The organism is Paraburkholderia sp. Tr-20389 (assembly GCF_017104565.1).
In the GTDB taxonomy this organism is placed as follows: domain Bacteria; phylum Pseudomonadota; class Gammaproteobacteria; order Burkholderiales; family Burkholderiaceae; genus Paraburkholderia.
The window spans coordinates 12,115-34,677 of record NZ_JAAGPD010000029.1 but is presented as its reverse complement, the minus strand read 5'-3'; the positions used below and the strand labels follow the sequence as shown (position 1 = coordinate 34,677).

Here is a 22,563-nt window from a genome sequence, read left to right as displayed (position 1 = left end):
ATGGATCATGCAGTAGCTTCCTCGCGGCAGCCAGTCAACATTCTGGTGGTGGACGATCTGCCGCAACAGCATGTGGTGATGCGCACGATCCTCGAAGAACTCGGGGAGAACGTGATTACCGTCGCATCGGGCCGTGAAGCGTTGAAGGCCGTGCTCGAACGCGCCTTCGCCGTGATTCTGCTCGACGTGAACATGCCGGGCATGGATGGCCTCGAAACGGCGTCGCTGTTGCGAACCTATCGGCGCACGGCGAGAACGCCCATTATTTTCGTGACTGCGTATATCGACGAATCGGAGATGAAGCGGGCCTATTCGCTAGGTGCCGTCGACTATATTTCCGCACCCGTCGTGCCGGAAATCCTGCGCTCGAAGGTCAAGGTTTTCGTCGAGATGCACCGCATGCATCATGAACTGTTGTCGAGAGCGGAGGAGCGCGAAGCCATCGTTCGGGCGGAAGCGGGCAGGGCCGCCGCCGAACGGGCGCGGCAACGCGCGGATTTTCTCGCGGCCGCGAGCCATGCACTGACCCGTTCGCTCGAAATTGACGCGACCTTGCAGCGCATCGCGGAACTGGCGTGCAGCGAACTGGCCGATATTGCTTTCGTCGCCGTCAGAGGGATCGGCGAGTTCTCGACTGGGCTGACGGTGAAGTCGGCGAGACGAAACGATGGGAACGCGCCGGATTTCTCAGCCTTCCAGTCCGACGTGCTCGCACAGGCCTTTCCCGCCGTCGACCGATTCGTGCATCGTTTGCTGCATGAAGACCAGACAGATGTCGAACCCACTGTAGGCGAATGCGTCAGCGAGGCCGTTGGGGAAACAGCGTTCGTGGAGGACGTGCGGCGCATCAGTGCTTTTCCATTGTTGACGGGCAACCAGAGGGGCGTGATCGTGCTTTGCTCGTCGGAGGCGACGATGCCCGCCGAGCAGACGATCTTGTGCCAGGAGTTCGTCAGCCGCGCTTCCATTGCGCTCGAAAATGCACTGTTGTTCTCGGCAATTCGTGACGGCGACAGACGCAAGAATGAATTTCTCGCGATGCTTGCGCACGAATTGCGCAATCCGCTCGCACCGATTGCGAACGCGGCCGCCGTGATGCGCAGCGCCAGCGAGGGCGATGCGCAAGTGCTGCGCTGGGCTAGTGAAATCGTCGGTACGCAGGTCGAGCACATGGTGCGCATCGTCGAGGATCTACTGGACGTGTCGCGTATCGCGCGGGGGACCGTTGCGCTGCGTCTGACGCCTGTGCCGCTTTCCATCGTGATTGGCCGCGCGGTCGAGACCAGCCGGCCTCATCTGATACGTCGTTCGCAGACCTTGACCTGCGATGAAGAGGCCGTCGACATCATCGTCAATGGCGATGTCGTGCGGCTCGCGCAGATCGTCGCGAACCTGCTCAACAACGCATCGAAGTTCACGCCGCAAGGCGGGCATGTTTCACTCACCACGCGCTTTGCGGACGGGACCGCGACCATTACTGTGGCCGACGATGGGCAAGGTATCGACGCCGCGTTTCTGCCGCATGTCTTCGAGCTTTTTGCACAGGCGGACGGCTCGTTGCATCGTTCGCTGGGCGGACTCGGTATTGGTCTGACGCTCGTCAGGCATCTGACGGAGCTTCATGGCGGGGCCGTTCGCTGCAAAAGCGAAGGCCTGGGCAAGGGTTCGGCATTTATCGTGCAATTGCCTGGAACAGTGGCCGAGCGCACGATGCCCGCCCTCGCGCCCGTCGTCCATCTGAACCGCAAGGCGGCCATACGTGTGCTGGTCGTCGACGATCTCGTCGCATCGGCGGAGAGCCTCGAAGCGCTGCTGACGATACATGGGTACATCGTCAGATGCGCGATGGACGGCGCGACGGCGTTGCAGGCGGCCGCTGAGATGCGGCCGGATGTGATCGTGCTCGACATCGGGTTGCCGGACATGACGGGGTATGAACTGGCGAAATATCTGCGTCAGGGGCGCGCCTGTGCGGATGCTCTGATCATCGCGCTGAGCGGCTATGGTCAGGAAGACAATATCCGCCAGGCGATGGAGGCGGGCGTCGATCACTATCTGGTCAAGCCGGCGGACCTGACGGTATTGCTCGATTTGCTGAGTTCACGCGATGAGGGGCAAAGCTATGACGGGGTCGCGTCGACCTGATTGTCGAAACGACGTGCAAGCGGACGGCAGTTGAACCCGCAAGCGCGCGCGATTCGCGCTAATCGCGGCGTCAAGGCCCGAATCTGTCGTCTATCACGCGCTGTGCGGCGCTAAAGCCTGTCGCCAACGCGTCGTCCTCGGTGCCGAACGCGCGGTTTCCTTCCGCGACGAGCCGAACGGGTACGCCTATTGGCCGTCTCGGCTCCGCCGTGCAGATACTCACCACAGCGAGGTAGCCCGACGGAGGCCCGTAGGTGAAATCGCTCGATACTGCCCGCACCGGCTCGAGCTTCACGGTAACCTCGAAGTCCTTGTACGTATACGTTTTTTCCATGGATTCACTCCGCCTCGTTGCACGCTATCGCACCTTGAACCGGACGTCAGCAATAAAGTTAATGATGCTGGTCTGAAAAATCAATAGGTTCGGTGGAACTACAGCGACGAATTCACCGAGCCGATTCCAGTTTGAGGCGGCCTGGAGGTTGCCTCGTTGATTTCTTCTGCTACGACTCCTGGCTGCTTTCGGCGGACAAGATAGTAGTCGAGAACCTCCCGGGCGATGGGGCCTGCGGCTTGCGCACCCCATCCACCGTTCTCGACGACGAGCGCGAGTGCGATGACGGGATGATCTGCGGGAGCGAACGCAACGAACAACGAGTTGTCGCGCAATGCCTCGGGCAAAGCATTCCCGTGATAACGCTGATTCGGCGCGATTGAAACGACCTGAGCAGTCCCTGTCTTGGCGCCGACGCTGTAAGGCGCGTCGGCGAAGATCTTCTTTGCCAGTCCCTCGGTTGCAACGCCGACCATTGCGCTTTTGACGAAGTCGATGTCGCTTTTGCTGACATCGACTTGCCCCTCTATGGCAGGTGTTATGTGATGGACTGCATGGGAACGGGCGTTGCCGATCTCTTGCACGAAGTGGGGCGTGGTTATTGTGCCTTCATCTGCGAGTGTCGCTACCGCGTGAGCCAGTTGCAGTATCGTGAAGGAATTGTAGCCTTGTCCGATTCCCAGGCTAACTGTCTCACCGTCATACCAGCGCTGTTGAGATGGCTTTCTGAACGCATGCATTTTCCACTGCGTCGAGGGCAGCACGCCGGTTGCTTCGCCTTCGATATCTATTCCAGTTTTGCGTCCAAAACCCCATTGCGTCATGAAGTTCGCAATGACATCCACGCCGAGTTCGTGTGCAAGCATGAAGTAATAGGTGTCGTTGGACACGACGATGGACCGATACATGTCGATCCAGCCTTGCCCCGTAATAACGTCGTTCCGGAATTTGTGACCGCCGAGCATATAGAAGCCGGGATCCTGCATGCCCCAATCGCGCGTGCGCGCATGGAGTTTGAGTGCGGCGAGTGCCATAAAAGGCTTATAGGTCGAACCCGGCGCATAAGTGCCGCGAAGAGGGCGGTCAAGCAATGGCTTGTCGGGAGAGTGGCTCAGCTGATTCCAATCATCCTCGTCGATTCCGTTGACGAAGAGACTGGGATCGAAACTCGGGGAAGACACGAACGCGAGTACCTCTCCGGTTGACGGCTGGATGGCGACGAGGGCGCCGCGACGGCCGGCGAACGCGTGGAGCGCATCGATCTGGAGCCCTGCGTCCAAAGACAACACCAGGTTGTCTCCCGATGACGGCGCAGTTCGCGATAGTTCTCTGACCGGGCGTCCACCGGCGGTGATTTCGACCTGGCGGTTGCCGGTCAGACCGTGTAGTTGTGTCTCGTAGCTTTGCTCGATGCCTTCCTTGCCGATGTAATCGGTCCCACGGTAATTGCTCGCTTCGAGCCGTGGGTCGAAGTGTCCGTCTGTGTCCGAGTCGTTTGCGTCGCTGCGGCTGGCAATGCGCTCGCGGTCGCGGTCAGAAACCCTGCCAATGTATCCAAGGACGGGGGCGGTAGCATCTGACAACGGGTACCAGCGGTACATGCGTGCATGGACCTGTACGCCGGGGAAGCGGTACGCTTCGACGGAGAAGCGCGCAACCTGCTGATATGACATGTGCTGCAGGAGTGGAACGCGCTCCAGTCTGCTGCCGTTTTGTACCGCGCGATAGAACCGGCGAACGTCTTGGGGAGAGATCGGAAGTATGTCGGAGAGGCCGGCAATCGTATCCTTTAGAGGTTCCTTAAGCTTCGTCAACGAAAGTTCGAGCGTGTAGGAAGGGTAATTGCGAGCTAGAACGATCCCGTTTCTATCAGTGATGGTGCCTCGACGAGGCGGCAACGGAACGACTGAAATCCGGTTATCGTTGGCCTCAGTCAGGTAACGACGATAGTTCACCACTTGAAGGGAGATGAAGCGAGAGACGAGTCCTGCGAAACAGAGAATGACGAACAGGCAGGCGAACGCAGAACGACGATGAAATTTCTTGATTTCTGGACTTCGAAAAACAGGCATGCATTGAACGGGTTAGGGCGGTTTGGTCGTCTGAACGGGCTCGTGGTTGGAAGATTCAACCAGCGGGAATTCAGCTGAACCGTGTACTTTACGGCCAGAACGTCACCTGAATAGTCGTTCGAAGTTAAAGCGCGATTAACTGGATTTCACAAATCGGGAGCATCAGAGAACTCGATGCCCGGTTTTCTCCGATCCAGTTGACCGTTTTGACGACGCGGGTCACGCTGCCGCGTTGCGGGTGTTTTTTGCGAAATTTGATCGGGATTATTTCCGAAATTCGCTCAAACCTTCGTCAGCCGAATGGCGCGTCGAGCGTTGAAGGTATTCGAAGACGCAACGTCGATTCCAGTAGTGCCTTTCCTTCGTATGCCTTACGCGGAGTTATCGAGGAACTTTAGTTGCAACCCCTTTAATGCTTCAGGGCTCGCCTATGCATTGCCATGTTCGTTTAGTTCTTGAAAGGGCCGCCGCTCGGGTGGTGCTGCCACTCTTTCTTTTGACAGGAATGTCTTCAGTGTTTGCCGCCGACCGGGTCGTCGTTCTCGACTCGGGTGAAGCGCAACTATCCCTTATCGATGAAACATCACATCAGGTGATCGCGACCGAGCCTACGGGAAAGGAGCCCCATCACCTGATGATCACACCGGACGGCAAGTCGCTCATCGTTGCCAACTCGGTATCGAACAGCCTTTTATTTGTCGACCCTCAAAGCGGTCAGCCGCAACGAACGGTCGAAGGTATCGAGGATCCGTATCAGTTGGGGTTTTCGCCTGATCGCAAGTGGTTCGTGACGGCTGCGCTGCGGTTGGACCGCGTGGACATCTACTCGTACAACGGAAACGATGTATCGCTCGTCAAGCGGATTGCGCTCGCGAAGACACCAAGTCACCTTACGTTTTCGTCCGATAACCGGACGGTGTTCGTGACGCTGCAGGACAGCGGCGAACTTGCCGCGATCGACCTTCCAACACAGACTGTGCTCTGGAAGATGAGCGTAGGCCGCGCGCCGGCAGGACTCTGGATGACGCCTGGCGATAAATATCTGTTGGTGGGAATGACGGGAGAGGATGATGTGGCCGTTGTGGACTGGCATCATCAGCAGGTCGTGAAGCGCATCCATACGGGTCGGGGCGCACACAATTTCCGGAATCTCGACGACGGCAAACACGTGGTCGTATCGAACCGTGTGGACAGCACGATCAGCATCATCGATTACACGACGCTGACCAATGTCGGCGACATCACCGGCCTGATGCCTGGACCGGACGACATGGAACTGTCATCCGACAAGCGCTATTTGTGGGTTGGCTTCCGTTTTGCGCGGCACGTCGGGGTCATCGATATGTCCACCCGGAAGCTGATCGACACGATCGAGGTGGGGCGCTCGCCGCACGGCATTTTCTTTGCCAATCGGGCTCCCGTGTACTCACCGAACCCCGATTGACGGCACTTTCATCGATGCGGTGCTCACATTGCGTGAGCGCCGCGTAGATGGTCATTTGATAAAGCTCAGTTCCTTGCTGATTCGCTCCAGAATTGGCTTTTTCTTTTCGTTGAAAGACGTTTTGTTCTGCTGGATCAGGTTGTTGCCTTTGGTGTCGATCGAAATGATCAGCGGGCCAAACTCTTTGACGCGATTGATCCACAGCGTTTCCGGCATACCGAGGTCTTGCCATTCGGCGCCTTCGATTTCCTCGACCAGCGTAGCGGCCAGAACCGCGCACCCACCCGGAAAGATCGCGTGGACGGCCTTGTGCTCCTGACATCCGGCAGCCGTTTCCGGACCCATGCCACCCTTTCCGACGATCAGTTTGACGCCCGTCTGTTCGATGAATTCGCGCTCGAACTTCTCCATGCGCATGCTGGTGGTCGGGCCGATCGACACCATTTCGAAGCTGCCGTCGTCCTTCTTTCGAACGATCGGGCCTGCGTGAAAGATGGCGCCGCCTTCCAGATCGACGGGCAATTGTCGGCCTTGTTCGATCAGGCGACGATGCGCGACGTCCCGGCAGGTGACGAGCCGGCCCGTCAGATAAACGACGTCGCCGACGTTGAGGTCTTCGAGGTCTTCGGACTTGATGGGCGTTGTAAGGACCTTCTTCACAGCACCACTCCTTCATGGGAAAGAATTTCATACGACAGATCGGCGTTGATCTTGATCTTTCCGCGCCGATGAGCCCAGCAGCCAGTGTTGATCGCGACGCCGATCGTCGATGGGTGACGCGCTGACGATTCGATGTTGACGCCCATCACGCTGTTGTTTCCAGTGAGCCCTTGCGGGCCGATGCCCACTTCGTTGAGGCCCTGTTCGAGCAATTCCTCCATCAAGGCAGCGCGCGGGTTGTCGCTCTTCGAGTCGACGGGTCGCAGGATGGCAAGCTTGGAAAGCCGCGCGGCGGTTTCGACGGAAGTGGAAACGCCGACGCCAACGAGCAGAGGCGGGCACGCATTCACACCGCGCTCGGTGATGACGTCCATCACGAATTCGGCCACGCCCTCATAACCCTGGCCCGGCATCAGGACCTTTGCTGCGCCAGGCAGCGTGCATCCGCCACCGGCCATGTAGACGTCGATCGTGCAACTGTCTTTCTCGGGGACGATGCGCCAGTCCAGCCAGGGAATCTGCGTGCCCGTATTGGTCCCGGTGTTCTTTTCATCGAACGTTTCGACGGCGTTGTGACGCAGAGGCCCCAGCTTCGTTGCGCCCTCGGTTGCGCCGCGCAGAATTTCTTCGAGTTGGCCAAGCAGCGGAAAATGCGCGCCTGCTTCGACGAAATACTGAATGACGCCCGTGTCCTGGCAGCTTGGACGATTCAGCTTGTCGGCGGCTTCCTGATTGCCGTGCATCGAGTCGTAGACCGACTTGGCCAGCGGGTTTGTTTCCATCGTCCGCAGTTCGGACAATTTCGCTTTGACGTCCTTAGGCAAGCGTTTGCCGATATAGGCCGTGAATCTGGCCATCGTATCGGTAAGGGACTGGATACTGGTTTCCTTGTCCACGTTCACTCCTGGTACTGTGGGGTTGGGGGATGAGTTCGTTTTAGTGGTCGTGCCTGACCTGTGACATCGTCGATTGGGCATGCCCCTTTCGACTCAGCAGCAAGGTCACGACGGCCGAGACCGCGAGCGTGGCCGCAACCACATAGAGTCCGGCTGCATAGCCGCCCGTCGCGTTCTTCAACCAGCCGATCGCGAACGGCCCGACGAAGCCGCCGAGATTGCCGAGCGAATTGATCATCGCGATGCCGGCAGCCGCGCCTGCACCCGACAGAAACATGCTCGGCATGGCCCAGAGGGGCGCTTTCGCGGCACTGATGCCAACGTTCACGACAACGAGCGCAAGAATGATCAGCAGCGCGGTAGTCGCTCCGCCGGCGAAGATGAAACCGAGACATGCCAGCGCACAGGGCAGAACGACGTGCCATGTCCGCTCGCCCGTGCGGTCGGAGTGCTTTGCCCAGAGGATCATCGCGACGACTGCGGCGATACTCGGAATGCCGCTGATAAGACCCGTCTCGAATGCGGTGAAGCCGAATTGCCGGATGATGAGCGGCGCCCAAAGGCCCAGCGTGTAAAGGCCTGCGGAAGTGCCGAAGTAGATGAGTGCGAGCGCGAGAACTCGCGGATCGCGCAGTGCGCTGAGCGCGCCTGCCGTGTGTCCAGCGTGGGATTTGCGGCTATCCGACTCTTCCTTCAGCTTGGCAACGAGCCAGTCGCGCTCCTCGGCATTCAGCCAGGTCGCTTTGGACGGACGATCGGTGAGGTACTTGAGCACGGCGAAGCCGAGCAACACAGCCGGGACCGCTTCGATGATGTAAAGCATCTGCCAGTCCGCAAGCCCGAACATCGGCGGCAATTGCATGATCGCGCCCGAAAGCGGTGAGCCGATCGCGGTTGAGATCGGTGCGGCTGCCATGAACCATGCTGCTGCAACCGCACGTTGCCGGGTCGGAAACCAGAGGCTCAGATACAGGATGATGCCGGGAAAGAAGCCCGCTTCCGCAACGCCGAGAAGGAAGCGAAGCACGTAGAAACTCGTGGGGCCCACGACGAACGCGGAGATCGCCGATACGATGCCCCACGTGATCATCACGCGCGCAATCCAGATGCGTGCGCCGACGCGATGAAGAATCAGATTCGACGGCACTTCGAACAGGAAGTAGCCAATGAAGAACAGACCGCCGCCCAATCCGAATTCCGTTGGAGACAAGCCAATCGCCTTGTTCATCGTCATTGCCGCGAAGCCGACGTTGACGCGGTCGAGAAAGCTCACGAAGTAGAGCAGCATGATGAACGGAATGATCCGCCACATCAGTTTCCGGGACACCCGGGATTCGAGATCGGAATGCATGTGTCTCCTCCTTGGCGGTTGCGCAGCGTATGTTTTGAAAAACAGTGCGTCTGAACGGATCGGCTCATTGAATCTGCGCGATGCGCAGCAGGTTCGTCGTACCCGGCGTCGCGAAAGGCATGCCGGCGGAAATGACGACCGTCTGTCCTGCGACGCCCAGACCTTCGTTGCGCACCGTGTCGCAGGCAAGCTCGCTCACTTCCAGCAGATCGACCACGTCGTGACAGAGCACGGGATGCACACCCCACACGAGTGCAAGGCGACGCGCTACCGCTCGACGGGGCGTCATGCCGACGATGGGAGCGCACGGCCTTTCGCGAGCCATGCGGATCGCCGAATAGCCGGAACTGGTATAGGCAACGGTCGCCACGGCATTGAGCAGCGCGGTCACGTGACGCATCGCATAGCCGATTGCGTCGGCGCTCTGCGCGCGCGGCGCCGCGTGCGAAGCAGCGATGGCTTCGCGGTAGTACGGGTCGCTTTCCGTCTGCGCGATGATGAGGTCCATTGTCCGCACGGATTCAACGGGAAACTTGCCGCTTGCCGATTCCGCCGAGAGCATCACGGCGTCGGCGCCGTCATAGATCGCGGTCGCGACGTCCGACGCCTCTGCACGCGTGGGAACAGGTGCCGTGACCATCGACTCGAGCATTTGCGTCGCGACGATCACCGGCTTACCGGCTTTGCGGCACGCGCGAACGATTCGCTTCTGGATCGCAGGAACCTGTTCCGCCGGCATTTCGACACCGAGGTCGCCGCGCGCCACCATGATCGCGTCGGCGGCATCGACGATTGCGTCGAGGCTGGCGATTGCGGCGGGCTTTTCCAGTTTCGCGAGAATGCTCGCTTTGTCCTTGACGATCTCGCGGACCTCGAGAATGTCCTCTGCACGCTGTACGAATGACAACGCGACCCAGTCGACACCGAGCGACAGACCGAACTCAAGGTCGCGTCTGTCCTTGTCGGTCATCGCTGATAGCGGGAGCACGACGTCGGGCACGTTGACACCCTTGCGCTCGGAAAGCTTGCCGCCCACCACCACCGATGTCTGTGCGAAGTCGGCACCACAACTTTCCACTCGCAATTGAATGCGGCCGTCATCAAGCAGCAGCGTGGTGCCGTCTTTCAGCGCAGCGAAAATCTCGGGATGAGGCAGCGCGACGCGAGTGGCATCACCAGGCGTCTTGATGTCGAGGTCGAGGCGGAACGCGGCGCCTTTCTCGAGCGCAATCGGGCCGTTGGCGAATGTGCCGATGCGAAGCTTGGGTCCCTGAAGATCGAGCAGCACACCAATAGGCCGCCCTGTGTCCCTTTCGATTGCGCGAATCGTTTCCAGTCGCTGCTGATGGTCGTCGTGACTGCCGTGACTGAAGTTCAGCCGAAAGACGTCGGCACCTGCGTGGTAGAGAGCCTCGATAGTTTCGCGGCTCGTGCTCGACGGTCCCAGCGTGGCGACGATCTTTGCGTTGCGTTTGCGGCTCATCCGTAACTCTCCTGCCCGGTTCGGACTGCGCCCGATAGGGATCGGACGAAAATCAATGACGTGTGTGAGGGACGGCCGCGTGACGACCGCGTTTTCGTGAGGACGAGTTGAGCCCACCGAGCCGTGGCGCGGCTGGGTCTTCGGGTCCGTATTCAGAGGGTGGCGCGCTTGACGCGTGCGAGGCATGGCCCCGTGGCGTCGATTAGCGGCTTCAGGGCAGCTATGCGGGTCCCTGCGAGCGGTGCGCTGGAGTAGGCCCGGTGCCGATGTGTTCGTGCAGCATCTTCATGTCTCCATCCTTTGAGTTCGAGTCTGTGTGTGAGGGCACTTTACCGAACTCTGGGTGATGGAACCGGCTTGATAGTCAAGGCATCTTTAACTTGAATTCACAGTTGGATGCCTTGCGAACAGTCGCTATCCGGGGCCGATGGAAATCAGAACAGACCGGGCCGCTGCTGGCGTCGGCCGCCCTGGCCCAGCGCCAGTTTGCGGGCCTGCTCGATCTTGCGTGCGGTCTGAGTGAGTTCAGTGCTCGCCTTCATGTTCAATTCGAAGATGAACTTGCCCTTGTCGATGTCGGCGAAATCGATCATGACGATGTTGGGCATGAAGACCTTCAGCGCGATACCGTTCGCGTAGTCGGTCGACGCGACGTAGGTCGGCAGCCGCGATTCGATCGCCTCGCCGAAGCCGGCCATCCACAGTTCGGTGAGCGCGGTCGGACGGTTGTCCGGCCCCCACATGGTCGAGTTGCGCTCCCGGATGCTCCGCTTCAGGCCGGTGGTCGTCCAGTACATCATCCCCATCACCTCGGGGTCGGAGTTGAGGGCGCCGATCTGCATCAGCCCAGTCTGCTTCTCGATGTTCGACGCGATCTTGCCCAGGTCGCTGTCGCCGTTGAACGCATTCGTGCCGCCCTTGCCGACGAACTGCAGGCCGTTATAGCCGCTGTTGTACCCGGTGCCGTCCTCGAGGCGCTTGCAACCCCAGATCCCGGTCGACGACAGGTAGCCCTGGCCGCTGACTTCGTCGATGCCCGTCGGGGTGAAGAGCACGACGACGTGCTTCTTCAGCTGGTCGAGCGTCTTTTCGTTGAGGCTGCCCGTGCCCGTGTAGAGCGCGCTGCCAAGCTCCCGCACGCAGATCTCCGCGATGATGGTCCAGTTCGTGCACTTGTCGAACTTCAGGAGCAGGAATTCGCTGCCGTTGTATTTGACGAACTCCTTAGCCTGTTTCAGCATGTCCACGAGCCGCATGCCGAACCCGCCGTCCAGCGGCAGCTTGGTGGTGGTGACGTCAGCCTTCCTGCCGCCCAGGTCGAAGACAGTCTTGTCCTTCTTATCCTTCTGGTGCATCAGCTTCGGGTCGGCATGGAAGGCCTTCAGCAACACCGGCGAGGCGGACAGAGTCGAACTCTTGGTTGCCGCGATCCGCAGGTCGAACAGGCGCACGCCCGCCTGGGCCTGCTCGAAGATTTCGAGGTCCTGGGTCTGGACGTTGGCGTCGCCGCTCGTGATACCCGCGTCGTGGCTGCCGGCGAAGACGATGTCGCAGAGCCGCTTGCCGCCACCCAACTTGTAGTAAGTGATCATGGCCGTCGTACCTCCGAGAGAGAGTGTGCGTTTTCCACGCAAACCGAACGCTCATTCGCTGCGCAAGCGAACGTGCATTCCACGGTTATCCGAACGCGCATGCCACGCGCGAGCGAACGCTGCGGACGTGGCGATGCGGGTCTGAGCGTTTTACTCCGACACTTCCTTGCTGGTCAAACCATTTCGGTGTTTGCGCATCTCGCCGGCGGGCGTGAGTCGATGGGCGTCGTGAACGAGCCGAACAAAATGCCGCGAATGGTGGGAGCAAAATCGTGCACCGGAAGCGTCACCGCCAGCGGCGCGAAAGAGCAGATGGCCGTTGCACTTTTTGGAAGCAGTCGTTGAGACGGCGCTTGGTCTAGCGGCCGCTAAGGGGCGAGATCGTGCGTCCAGTTCCAGATAGACCTGTCATTCTCGATCGCAAACAGTTGTGTAGTCATCCTGCTGAACCCGATATGCAAACGACGGCAATGGCTAGCCAATACGAGCGTTCGCTGTGTATTTGGCGGCAAGTGCCGTTACGCCAGGTCCTCGATACCTGGAAACCCCTTCTCTGTCGATGCTCGAATGGCGATATCGAACCGGTTGCTCGCGCCTCCCAACGCGACGGTCGCGCGTCTTGCTGCTTCGAGAAGGGCCGTCAGTGCAGCGGTGATCGTCGACGCCATATCGAAGCGGGCTTTCGGTCCGGACAACGCCAGCGCACCAATCAGTTCGCCCGTCGCACCGAAAACCGGCACCGACACGGAGGCCGTTTCCGGATCGCGTTCGCCATGCGAGACGGCCCACAACTGTTCGCGAATTGCATTCCAGCGCGGATCGTCCTTATCCGTGAACGCCAGCAGGACTTTGCCGGAGGCGCCGCGGTCGATGGGAAATTCTTCGCCTACGCGGATCGACACACGCACGGCGCGCGCCGGCTCGACGCGGAACAGCACCAGTCGCTGGCTTCCCTGCCTCACGTACAGCGACGCGGTCTCCCCGAGGTCCCGGCTCAACTGCTGAAGGATCGGTTCGATAACCGGTCCGACCTGGAATGACCGTTGGTACAACGCCGCCAGTCGCAACGGTTCCGGCCCGATTGCATATTGCCCGTCGTTGAGCCTGCGAATGAATCCGCCATGCTCCAGTGCGATCAGCAGACGCAACACCGTGCTCTTGTAGAGATCGGTCCGGCGCGACAACTCGGCAAGCGAGAGCCGGTCGTCGTTCGGACCAAATGCACTCAGGATCGCGAATGCGCGATCGAGCACGGCCACACCGCTGGAGCCGTCGCTCGCTGTCGTCGACTCCGGTGACATCGATTCCTGCGTTTCCCTGACCACGTCTTTTTCCCATCCGATGCAGATGCAAGCGACTCTATCGTTCTATTAGGCAGAACGCAAGGCACAGGAAATCGCCCAGATTACGGGTTTACCCACCTTAAATTGGCCGAATTTCGATCCTATAGTTCTATCTAACGGAACATCATTCTTTCAGATAGAACGAATCGAAGGAGGTTATCTTGGACAATCTGTCTCGCCCCGTGGTGCTCGTCAGCGAAGTCGGCCCGCGCGATGGCCTGCAAAGCATCAAGAGCGTCATGCCCACAGCGGCCAAACTGCGCTGGATTTCCGCGCTGGCCGCCGCGGGTTTGAAAGAGATCGAAGTCGGGTCGTTCGTGCCCGCGCGGTTGTTGCCGCAAATGGCCGACATTCGGGAGGTCGTCGCTCATGCGCTGACCATTCCGGGCCTGCACGTCGCCGTTCTCGCACCGAACCTGCGCGGATCGCAGAGCGCCTTCGAAGCCGGCGTTCACAAACTCACGTTGCCCGTTTCGGTCACGAACGAGCACTCGATGGCGAATATCCGCAAGACGACCGAACAGATGATCGAAGAAGTACGCGCGATCGTTGCGTTGCGAAATGCGCAGTTTCCGGGCGTGCAGATCGAGGCCGGCGTCTCCGTTGCGTTCGGTTGCACGATCGCGGGCACGGTCAGCGATGACCAGACCATGCGCATGTGTCTGGCGATGGCCGAATGCGGCGTCGACGAAGTGGGTCTGTCCGACACCAGCGGTTATGCGAACCCGGCACAGGTCCGGCGCCTCTTCCGCCGTCTGCAGACGGAACTGGGCAGCAAGGCGGGCGGCGCGCATTTCCACAACACGCGTGGTCAGGGACTGGCGAATGTCGTCGCCGCGCTCGAAGCCGGTGTCGCGACGATCGACGCAAGCCAGGCCGGTCTCGGCGGCTGCCCTTATGCGCCGGGCGCGACCGGCAACATCGTCACTGAAGATCTGGCGTTCCTGCTCGAAGCGATGGGCTACGACACGGGCATCGATATCGACGCGCTCGTCGCCGCCCGCTCGATTCTCGCGGAAGCCTTGCCGTCTGAAGCGCTGTACGGGCACGTGCAGGACGCGGGGCTGCCAAAAGGATTCCGTTACGCCGACGGACGCGCGCCGAGCGCTCCGCAACCGGAAGGCTGTTTGCTGGGGGTGGCGCAATGAGCGAGATGCCGTCGAATCAATCGTTGCCGTACAGCGGCGTGCGCGTGATCGAGATGACGCACATGGTGATGGGACCGACGTGCGGCATGGTGCTCGCGGACCTCGGCGCGGAAGTCATCAAGGTGGAGCCGATTGCGGGCGACAGCACGCGTGCGCTGCGAGGCTCGGGGGCCGGGTTCTTCGGCACCTTCAATCGCAACAAGAAGAGCATCGCGGTCGACGTCAAGGACCCGCGTGGACTCGAAGTGGTGCACAAACTCATCGCGGGCGCCGACGTCTTTAGCGAGAACTTCAAGAGCGGCACGATGGACAAGCTCGGTCTTGGCTATGCGTCGCTGTCGAAGGTCAATCCGCGTCTTGTCTATGTCTCCCACAAGGGATTTCTGCCCGGCCCATACGACCATCGGACGGCACTCGATGAAGTGGTGCAGATGATGGGCGGCCTCGCCTATATGACGGGCCCCGAAGGGCGGCCGCTGCGTGCGGGCGCCAGCGTCAACGACATCATGGGCGGCATGTTCGGCGCCATCGGCGCGATGGCGGCACTCGCGCAGCGCGAGCGCACCGGCAAGGGTCAGGAGGTGCAGAGCGCGCTGTTCGAAAACAACGTGTTCCTCGTCGCGCAGCACATGATGCAGTACGCCGTGACGGGCAAGCCCGCCGCGCCGATGCCCAGCCGCATTTCCGCGTGGGCGGTCTACGACGTGTTCTCGGTGAAGAACGGCGAGCAGATCTTTCTGGCCGTCGTATCGGACACGCAATGGGCGTTGTTTTGCGATGCATTCGGTTTGTCCGGATTGAAATGCGACGAGCGGATCGCGACCAACAATCAGCGCGTGCAGGCCCGCGACTGGCTGCTGCCAATACTCCGCTCGCATATGGAAGCGTTCACGGCGGCGGAAATCAGCGCGATCTTCGAGCACATCGGCTTGCCCTACGCGCCGATTACCCGACCCCAGGACCTGTTCGACGATCCGCATCTGCTGGCGACAGGCGGACTCGCCGATGTGACGTTGCCGCCCGATGCGAGCGGCGCAGGTGAGGCGGTGTCGACGCGCACGGCGCTGCTGCCGCTGACGATGGACGGCGAGCGGCTGCGTCTGCGCGCCGCGCCGCCCGCACTTGGCCAGGATACGCGCGCGTTGCTGTCCGGGCTCGGCTACGCCGACGACGAACTGATGCAGCTGGTGAACGCCGGTGTCGTCCGCTGCCAGCAGTTGGACTCGGCCGATCAGTCGAGTCCTTCCGCCAACGAGCTTGCCAGCGCCTGACGCCGCCGCGCTTCCCACAGAACGTTGCGCAGCCGCGGCCGCAGCCGTATTCGCGGCCGGGCCGCATGAGAATTGTTTGGAGACGACAATGACATCCATTACTTCGGGCATGACGGCAGAGACGTCCGCCAGCCTCGAACAGCAGGCAGTCAGAAAAGCGGCATGGCGGTTCATCCCGCTGCTCGCACTGGCCTATTTCTTCAACTATCTCGACCGCACCAGTGTCGGCTTCGCGGCGCTGACGATGAACCGCGACCTCGGCCTGACCGCAACGCAGTTCGGCTGGGGCGCGGGGATCATGTTCGCCGGCTACTGCATTTGCGAAGTGCCGAGCAATCTCGCGCTGTATCGCTTCGGCGCGCGGCGCTGGCTCGCCCGCATCATGATCACGTGGGGTTTGATGGCGGCAGCGACCGCGCTCGCGGTCGGACCGACCAGCTTCTACGTGATCCGGCTGCTGCTCGGCATCGGCGAAGCGGGCTTTTTTCCCGGCGTCATCTTCTTTCTTGCGGTCTGGTTTCCTTCCAGCTATCGAACCCGCGTGCTCGCGTGGTTCACAGTATCGACGCCGTTGTCATCGCTGGTCGGCGGGCCGTTGTCGTCGTGGCTGCTTCACATGGATGGCGTACTCGGACTGGCAGGCTGGAAATGGATGTTCATTGTCGAAGGACTTCCCGCGTGCCTGCTCGGCTACCTGGTGTTGAAGTTGCTCGCCGACAAGCCCGCCGACGCGCAGTGGCTGTCGCGCGACGAGCGAGCGGCACTGCAAAGCGCATTTGACCGCGAAGGTTCGTCGGCCCAGAAAAAGAAGGATTTCCGCGCGGCACTCCGGGACGTCCGCGTGTATATCCTCGCGATGATTTCGTTCGGCTTCACGATGGGATCGTACGGCATCGGTATCTGGCTGCCGCAGATGCTCAAGGCGCACGGCATGAGCGTGACGCAAACAGGCTGGATTTCGGCGGTGCCGTATTTCTTTGCGACGATCGCCTTGCTGTGGTGGGCGAAGCGCGTCGATCGGCGCGGCGGACACGTCGCAAACCTCGCTACCGGCTTTCTCATCGGCGCGGTTGCGCTCGGTGTGTCGACTCACTTCGATCAACTGTTGCCCGCGATGGTCGGCATCACGTTGGCATTGATCGGCACGATTGCGGGGCGGACGATTTTCTATACGCTGCCTGCACGGTTCCTGTCTGGCCAGGCGGCGGCTGGCGGCCTCGCGTTGATCAATTCCATCGGCGCCCTTGGCGGCTTTGCCGGACCTTATCTCGTGGGTTATCTGAAGGACAGCTTCGGCACGTTCACTGCCGGCATGTTCGGTCTCGCTGTCGTTCTGCTGATCACGACGATGCTGACGCTCTCCCTGTTCGCATTCAATCGGGAGGCGCAATGAACGCAACATTGCGCTCGCCGATGCGCAGGCGGCTACTTCGCGCCGCCGCTGCTTCGATCGCGATTCCCACTATTGTGACCACACAGGCATTTTCCAAGGAAGAGACGGGCACCATGAAGCCGAGCAGCAACTATCTGCCAGTTCGCTCCGAGTGGCTGGCCTCCGGGACGGAAGCCGCGCTCGAACCGGACTTGCCGATCATCGACGCGCATCATCATTTCTACGATCGCCCGGGCTGGACGTATCTGCTCGATGAGTACCTTGCCGATGCGCAGTCCGGCCATAACATCACGGCGTCGGTGTTCATGCAGGGGCTCACTCATTACCGGCAGTCGGGACCCGATGCAATGCGGCCGGTCGGGGAGACTGAGTATGTGGCTGTTTCAACAGCGCCGACGCAGACGGGCAAACCGCAGGTCGCCAGAGGCATCGTGGGGTACGCGGATCTCCGGCGCGGGGCAGCGGTGCGCGACGTGCTCGAAGCGCATCTTCAGGTCGCGGAAGGCAGGTTTCGTGGAGTACGGCACCTCGTGACCTGGGACGCGGATCAGACGCTGGTCAATCCGCTTTCGGCCGTGCCCAAAGGGTTGCTGCTCGATGCCGACTACCGTGCCGGCGTTGCGCAACTCGGGCCGCTCGGACTATCGTACGACGCGTGGCTTTTCTTCCCGCAGCTTCCCGAACTGTTCGATCTCGCCAAGGCTTATCCCGACACGCCAGTCATCATCAATCACTGTGGCGGCGTGGTGCGGATCGCCAGTTATGCGGACCATCGCAAAGAGGTGTTCGAAAGCTGGTCGCGGTCCATGCGCGAATTGGCGCAGCTGCCCAATGTCTATGTGAAGGTTGGCGGACTGGGAATGCGTATCAACGGATTCGACTTCGAAAAGGGTGAGCGGCCGCCTTCGTCGATCCAGCTGGCGGACGCATGGAGGCCCTGGATGCACACATGCATTGAAGCGTTCGGCGCGAATCGCTGCATGTTCGAAAGCAATTTTCCGGTAGATAAGGGCTCTTATCCCTATAGCAACGGCTGGAATGCTTTCAAGCGGTTGACCGCGCAGGCCAGTGTGGAAGAGCGCGACGCATTGTTTCGAGGGACGGTCAGCGAAGTGTATCGGCTGGGGTCGACCATGAAGGTATCTGGCTGATCGTGAAATCAAAAAAAAGCCTCGACTTCCTGAACAAGTCGAGGCCCACAAACATCGCCACCCTGACCGACCGTTGCGGAGACAGCCCATCTCCAACGGTTGATGACGATGACCCTTGGCTTCAGATGAGTCCGCCGGCACTCCCCTGTGATAGCGCGGCAGTTTCAACGGAATTCACGCACACTTCATCGGCATTTTTCTTCGAGGCCGCGCGCTGCCGTTGTCTGCTGCGATCAACGGCCTGGCCGCAAAGGCGTTCTATGTCCGTCGCGCTCAGCGACGAAGCGACCTTCTGTGCATATTCATGATGATGTTGCGTGAGAGGGGCTGCGAGGTCCCTCGCATCCATGTACCTGAGCAGAGCGATGTGCCGGTGTCCGTGCCGGATGCTGCGGTCGTACAGCGCCAGCGCTGCCGTTGCATCACGGTCCTGGCGAACATCGGCGTTCAGTCGTCGCGTATCGGATCGTCTCATCTGAAATGGGCGCGTTGGTGGAAGAGCCTGCAAATACAGGCTCGATCGATCGGAGAAACGGCGTCGAAGCACAGTGTCTGTTCAGGCCGCGAATCTGGCAACGCCTACGTGGAGATACCACCAGGTGGGTAGTCCGCTGCGCGCATCACCCCCGCGATTGCCTCCACTACCCCCAAAGAGGGAGCCCCCTCTGGCGGATTGCAACGCATGGCCGACCGACCATACTGGAGACACGAATCGTCAATGCCTTGCAGCGGAGCAGCATCATGGGAAGCCGACATTTCCTGACCCATCAGCAGATTTTCGACCAAGCCGTCGAGCATCTTTTCGACCAGGGCCGCGCCGCACTGCTTCCGCATGGAGGCGGCGCGTATCGCGGTTATTGCGGCGGATGTCCTGTCGGCAGCTTCATCCGGCCGCGCGACTACATGACGGCGATGGAAGGGGTGCCCGTACGTTACATCGGCAAGGACTCATCGGACGCGATACCCGCCTACATGGACGTCGGCATCGCGGCGCTCAAGAAGGCGCTGCTGCGCGCCAATATCAACGTCTACGATCCGGTGACGATCGAGTTGCTCAGCTGTCTGCAGAACGTGCACGACGTGTTCGGCAAGTGGGAGTGGCGCGAGCGGCTTCATTCGATCGCGCGGCAGTTTGCGCTGTCGGCAGACCTGGTGAAGGCGGCAGCGTGATTGCCGCATGGGCTTGCATTCGACGTGATTCAAGAACTGCCGTATGAGGTGACGATCATGAACAGCCATCAGCAGACTTTGCGCCAACTCATCGAGAAATGGTTGTCGCCGACTCCGGCAACGCCCGTGCGCGTGATCCGCTTCAGCCGCACGCGCGACAGCAACCGGCGCTACGTGTGCGTGGAAGTGGCGCGTCCCGCGTGCCCGGTGGCGATCATGTTTTTCCGTCATGGCGACGGCGTGTGGCGCGTGTTTCCGCCTGACCGCGAGCGCCCGGCGATGGCCTGTCCGAAAGCCGCATGACAGGCGCAGCGTCGTCGGGATTGGCCTATGATGAATGCGTCGGCGGGGCGCTTGCCAGCCGATACAGGTATGAGGATTAAGACGTGGAGTCTGTCAATACCGTACTGCTGATCGACGATCACGCGCTGTTCCGCAAGGGCGTCGCGCAACTGATCCAGATGAACCCGGAGTTTCGCGTCGTAGGCGAGGCGTCGTCGGGGCGCGTGGGCGTCGACCTCGCGGTTCGGCTCAAGCCGGACGTCGTGCTGATCGACCTGAACATGCCGGACATGAATGGGATCGAAACGCTCGAAATGATGCGGCAGCACGGCGTCGATGCCCGCTTTCTGATGCTGACGGTGTCGGACAACGAACGCGACGTGGTCGCTGCGCTGCGCGCCGGCGCGAGCGGCTACTTGCTGAAGGACATGGAGCCGGAAGAATTGTGCCTCAACCTGCAGAAGGCGCTGCAGGGTACGGCCGTGCTCAGCGAGGCGGTGACGGGCAAGCTCTTCCATGCGCTATCGGCCGGGCAGCCGCTGCCTGCCGCCAACCAGTCGAACCTTTCCGCGCGCGAGCAGGAAGTGCTGGACTATCTCGTCGAAGGGATGTGCAACAAGGAGATTGCCCGCAAGCTCGACATCAGCGTCGGAACCGTCAAGGTGCACGTCAAACATCTGTTGCACAAGCTCGATCTGCACTCGCGGGTCGAAGCCGTCGTGTGGCATCACGAGCATCTTGCGCGCCGCAATCCGCCGGGTGCGTGAGCGTACGGGATTGCCGCGTCCTCTTCATCGTTGGCCACTGGTACTATTCGCACTACGGGAGCCGCAAGCGAGCGGCGCCCGTCATCCAATTGCCGATAGCCAAGTGTAGAGCCAAGCGATGAAGAGCGAGATAGAACCCGATCTGACCACCCAGCTGGAAGACACGGGCGACGGAAGATCGATTGAGTCGTTCCTCGGCAAGGTCGTCAAGGAGCACCGCACGAATCAGGGGCTCACGATTGCCGACCTCGCCGAGCAAAGCGGCCTGTCGCGCAGCATGGTGTCGAAGATCGAGAACGGGCAGGTATCGACCAGTCTCGATTCGATCGTGAGCCTTGCGCGCGCATTGGGCATTTCCATTTCCGCGCTGTTCAAGAACTTCGAGCATCGCGAGGGCAATGCACAGCATGTGAAGGCCGGCAAAGGCATGGAGGTGGTACGGCGCGGGACCACCAAGGGGCATACGTATCATCTGCTCGCGTACGACCAGGGGCCCGTCAAGCTGTTCGAGCCGTTCCTCATCACGATGGACGACGAAGCCGAAGTGTTCCCCACCTTCGAGCATCCCGGCACGGAGTTCATCTACATGCTGCAGGGCAAGATGGAGTATCGGCACGGCAATCGCAGCTATCTGCTGCAGCCAGGCGATGCCCTGACGTTCCAAGGTTCGGTCGCGCACGGTCCCGAGCGTTTGATCAAGCTTCCCATCCGCTTCATCACCGTGATCATGTACGGCCAGTCGCCCGAGCTGGGCACCTGAGCGCCCATGCGCCCGTCACACTGACGGGCGAACGCTGCGCACGCATCCACGCGTGCCGCAGGCATCTTTTTCCCTTCCTCTGATACGCAGCCGTTCCCTCGGAACGAAACCGCTGCGCGCCTTCGCTCTTCTTCAAACCATCCAGCCGCGCATTTGGGGTAGCCGGCAGCTATCGCTCGTGCGCTCGGAGTATGCGCCTGGCGATACCCCCCGGTGGGTAGAACGACGGATACGGAAGTTGTACGGGTGTTTCCTGACAGGAAAAAAAGTTGATTCACATTGACACTCGAATTTAGCCTGGCTACTGTTGTGCTCAATGATTCCTCTTCGAATCGACTACACCATGTCCTCCAATACGCACCGCTTCACGTTGACTCTGTCCTGTCCCGACCGTATCGGCATCGTGTCGGCTGTAAGCACGTTCCTTGCCGAGCATCGCGGGTGGATCATCGAGGCCACCCATCACGCGGACGAGGTCGAGAAGCGCTTCTTCATGCGCCACGAGATCGTGGCCGAGTCGCTGCCGTTCGGCATCGGCGGTTTTCGCGAGCGCTTCGCTCACATCGCGAAGGAGTTCGCGATGGACTGGAAGATCTCCGACAACTCGGTCAAGAAGCGCGTCGTGATACTCGTGTCGAAGCTCGAACACTGTCTCTACGATCTGCTGGCGCGCTGGAAAGCGGGCGAGCTGGACATCGAGATTCCATGTGTGATCTCGAACCACGAGACATGGCGCAGCTTCGTCGAGTGGCACGGCATTCCGTTTCATTACGTGCCCGTCACGCCCGACAACAAGGCGCAGGCCTACGACGAAGTGCAGCGCCTGTTCGAAGACGCGCGCGCCGACACGATGGTGCTCGCGCGCTACATGCAGGTGCTGTCGCCGAAGCTGTGCGCGGACTATCCCGGCCGGATCATCAACATCCATCATTCGTTCCTGCCGAGCTTCGTCGGCGCGAAGCCTTATCACCAGGCTTATAGCCGAGGCGTGAAGCTGACGGGCGCCACCTGTCACTACGTGACGGAAGAGCTCGATCAGGGGCCGATCATCGAGCAGGACGTGATCCGCGTGAGTCACTCGGACCGGCCGGACGATCTCGTGCGCCTTGGCCGCGACATCGAGAAGGCCGTGTTGGCGCGAGGCTTGCGTTATCACATCGAGGATCGCGTGCTGATCCACGGCAACAAGACCATCGTGTTGCGCTAAGCGCGCGGCCGCTTCCCCAACCGAACACGTCGCACAGCCGCCCCTAGCGGGGCTGCATAAGGAGCGTTTTATGCCTTGGCGTCTCGTCCGCTTC

Annotated in this window: 20 protein-coding genes; 11 read left to right on the top strand and 9 right to left on the bottom strand. The window is 60.6% G+C overall.

The window, feature by feature from the left end; genetic code table 11:
* Complete coding sequence (locus tag G3N95_RS24665) at window positions 1-2,145, top strand: response regulator (RefSeq protein ID WP_205972687.1); 2,145 nt, start codon at window positions 1-3, stop codon at window positions 2,143-2,145.
* Window positions 2,146-2,215: 70 nt separating this feature from the next.
* Here the strand turns inward: G3N95_RS24665 and G3N95_RS24660 are convergent, their stop codons facing one another.
* Together G3N95_RS24660 and mrdA are read right to left on the bottom strand one after the other, a co-directional pair.
* The gene (locus G3N95_RS24660; RefSeq protein WP_205972686.1) at window positions 2,216-2,479 is read right to left on the bottom strand and encodes a hypothetical protein; all 264 of its coding nucleotides are present in this window, start codon (window positions 2,477-2,479) and stop codon (window positions 2,216-2,218) included.
* A gap of 98 nt (window positions 2,480-2,577) precedes the next feature.
* Complete coding sequence (gene mrdA / locus G3N95_RS24655; RefSeq protein WP_205972685.1) at window positions 2,578-4,551, bottom strand: penicillin-binding protein 2; 1,974 nt, start codon at window positions 4,549-4,551, stop codon at window positions 2,578-2,580.
* 505 nt (window positions 4,552-5,056) lie between these two features.
* On the opposite strand from mrdA, the gene G3N95_RS24650 reads away from it, so the two are divergent.
* A complete protein-coding gene (locus tag G3N95_RS24650) occupies window positions 5,057-5,995 on the top strand; it encodes a cytochrome D1 domain-containing protein (protein WP_241018907.1) in 939 nt (312 codons plus the stop codon).
* 51 nt (window positions 5,996-6,046) lie between these two features.
* On the opposite strand, the gene ttdB is transcribed toward G3N95_RS24650, so the two are convergent.
* The 6 genes from ttdB to G3N95_RS24620 form a co-directional block, all read right to left on the bottom strand.
* Window positions 6,047-6,655, bottom strand: coding sequence for a L(+)-tartrate dehydratase subunit beta (ttdB, locus tag G3N95_RS24645; protein WP_205972684.1), 609 nt, complete (start codon window positions 6,653-6,655; stop codon window positions 6,047-6,049).
* Window positions 6,652-7,551, bottom strand: coding sequence for a L(+)-tartrate dehydratase subunit alpha (gene ttdA / locus G3N95_RS24640; protein WP_205972683.1), 900 nt, complete (start codon window positions 7,549-7,551; stop codon window positions 6,652-6,654). Before ttdA ends, ttdB begins: the two co-directional genes overlap by 4 nt.
* A 40-nt stretch (window positions 7,552-7,591) precedes the next feature.
* Window positions 7,592-8,902, bottom strand: coding sequence for an MFS transporter (locus tag G3N95_RS24635; protein ID WP_205972682.1), 1,311 nt, complete (start codon window positions 8,900-8,902; stop codon window positions 7,592-7,594).
* A 64-nt stretch (window positions 8,903-8,966) separates the two neighbouring features.
* Complete coding sequence (pyk, locus tag G3N95_RS24630) at window positions 8,967-10,385, bottom strand: pyruvate kinase (RefSeq protein ID WP_205972681.1); 1,419 nt, start codon at window positions 10,383-10,385, stop codon at window positions 8,967-8,969.
* A gap of 434 nt (window positions 10,386-10,819) precedes the next feature.
* Window positions 10,820-11,977, bottom strand: a complete 1,158-nt coding sequence (locus tag G3N95_RS24625) for a hypothetical protein (protein ID WP_205972680.1) — start codon at window positions 11,975-11,977, stop codon at window positions 10,820-10,822.
* Between the two features lie 518 nt (window positions 11,978-12,495).
* A complete protein-coding gene (locus G3N95_RS24620; RefSeq protein ID WP_205972679.1) occupies window positions 12,496-13,278 on the bottom strand; it encodes an IclR family transcriptional regulator in 783 nt (260 codons plus the stop codon).
* 212 nt (window positions 13,279-13,490) lie between these two features.
* Between G3N95_RS24620 and G3N95_RS24615 the strand changes: the two genes are divergently transcribed.
* From G3N95_RS24615 to G3N95_RS24600, 4 genes are all read left to right on the top strand, one after another.
* Window positions 13,491-14,468: a hydroxymethylglutaryl-CoA lyase gene (locus G3N95_RS24615; RefSeq protein ID WP_205972771.1), complete on the top strand. Its 978-nt coding sequence runs from the start codon at window positions 13,491-13,493 to the stop codon at window positions 14,466-14,468.
* The gene (locus G3N95_RS24610; protein WP_205972678.1) at window positions 14,465-15,739 is read left to right on the top strand and encodes a CaiB/BaiF CoA-transferase family protein; all 1,275 of its coding nucleotides are present in this window, start codon (window positions 14,465-14,467) and stop codon (window positions 15,737-15,739) included. The genes G3N95_RS24615 and G3N95_RS24610 overlap by 4 nt, the downstream gene beginning before the upstream one ends.
* A gap of 88 nt (window positions 15,740-15,827) precedes the next feature.
* On the top strand, window positions 15,828-17,132 hold the full coding sequence (locus G3N95_RS24605; protein ID WP_205972677.1) for an MFS transporter: 1,305 nt from the start codon (window positions 15,828-15,830) through the stop codon (window positions 17,130-17,132).
* Window positions 17,129-18,283 (top strand): amidohydrolase family protein, encoded by a 1,155-nt coding sequence (locus tag G3N95_RS24600; protein WP_205972676.1) that lies wholly within the window; start codon window positions 17,129-17,131, stop codon window positions 18,281-18,283. Before G3N95_RS24605 ends, G3N95_RS24600 begins: the two co-directional genes overlap by 4 nt.
* A gap of 121 nt (window positions 18,284-18,404) precedes the next feature.
* On the opposite strand, the gene G3N95_RS24595 is transcribed toward G3N95_RS24600, so the two are convergent.
* Window positions 18,405-18,791, bottom strand: a complete 387-nt coding sequence (locus G3N95_RS24595) for a hypothetical protein (protein WP_241018886.1) — start codon at window positions 18,789-18,791, stop codon at window positions 18,405-18,407.
* A 233-nt stretch (window positions 18,792-19,024) separates the two neighbouring features.
* On the opposite strand from G3N95_RS24595, the gene G3N95_RS24590 reads away from it, so the two are divergent.
* The 5 genes from G3N95_RS24590 to purU all read left to right on the top strand — a co-directional run bounded on the left by G3N95_RS24590 (window position 19,025) and on the right by purU (window position 22,469).
* Complete coding sequence (locus G3N95_RS24590) at window positions 19,025-19,453, top strand: hypothetical protein (RefSeq protein ID WP_205972675.1); 429 nt, start codon at window positions 19,025-19,027, stop codon at window positions 19,451-19,453.
* 57 nt (window positions 19,454-19,510) lie between these two features.
* Window positions 19,511-19,756 (top strand): hypothetical protein, encoded by a 246-nt coding sequence (locus G3N95_RS24585; protein WP_205972674.1) that lies wholly within the window; start codon window positions 19,511-19,513, stop codon window positions 19,754-19,756.
* A gap of 83 nt (window positions 19,757-19,839) precedes the next feature.
* The gene (narL, locus tag G3N95_RS24580; RefSeq protein WP_205972673.1) at window positions 19,840-20,502 is read left to right on the top strand and encodes a two-component system response regulator NarL; all 663 of its coding nucleotides are present in this window, start codon (window positions 19,840-19,842) and stop codon (window positions 20,500-20,502) included.
* 118 nt (window positions 20,503-20,620) lie between these two features.
* Window positions 20,621-21,262, top strand: coding sequence for an XRE family transcriptional regulator (locus tag G3N95_RS24575; RefSeq protein ID WP_205972672.1), 642 nt, complete (start codon window positions 20,621-20,623; stop codon window positions 21,260-21,262).
* A gap of 343 nt (window positions 21,263-21,605) precedes the next feature.
* Entirely contained in the window at window positions 21,606-22,469 is an 864-nt protein-coding gene (purU, locus tag G3N95_RS24570) for a formyltetrahydrofolate deformylase (protein WP_205972671.1), read from the top strand.
* Window positions 22,470-22,563: the final 94 nt, after the last annotated feature.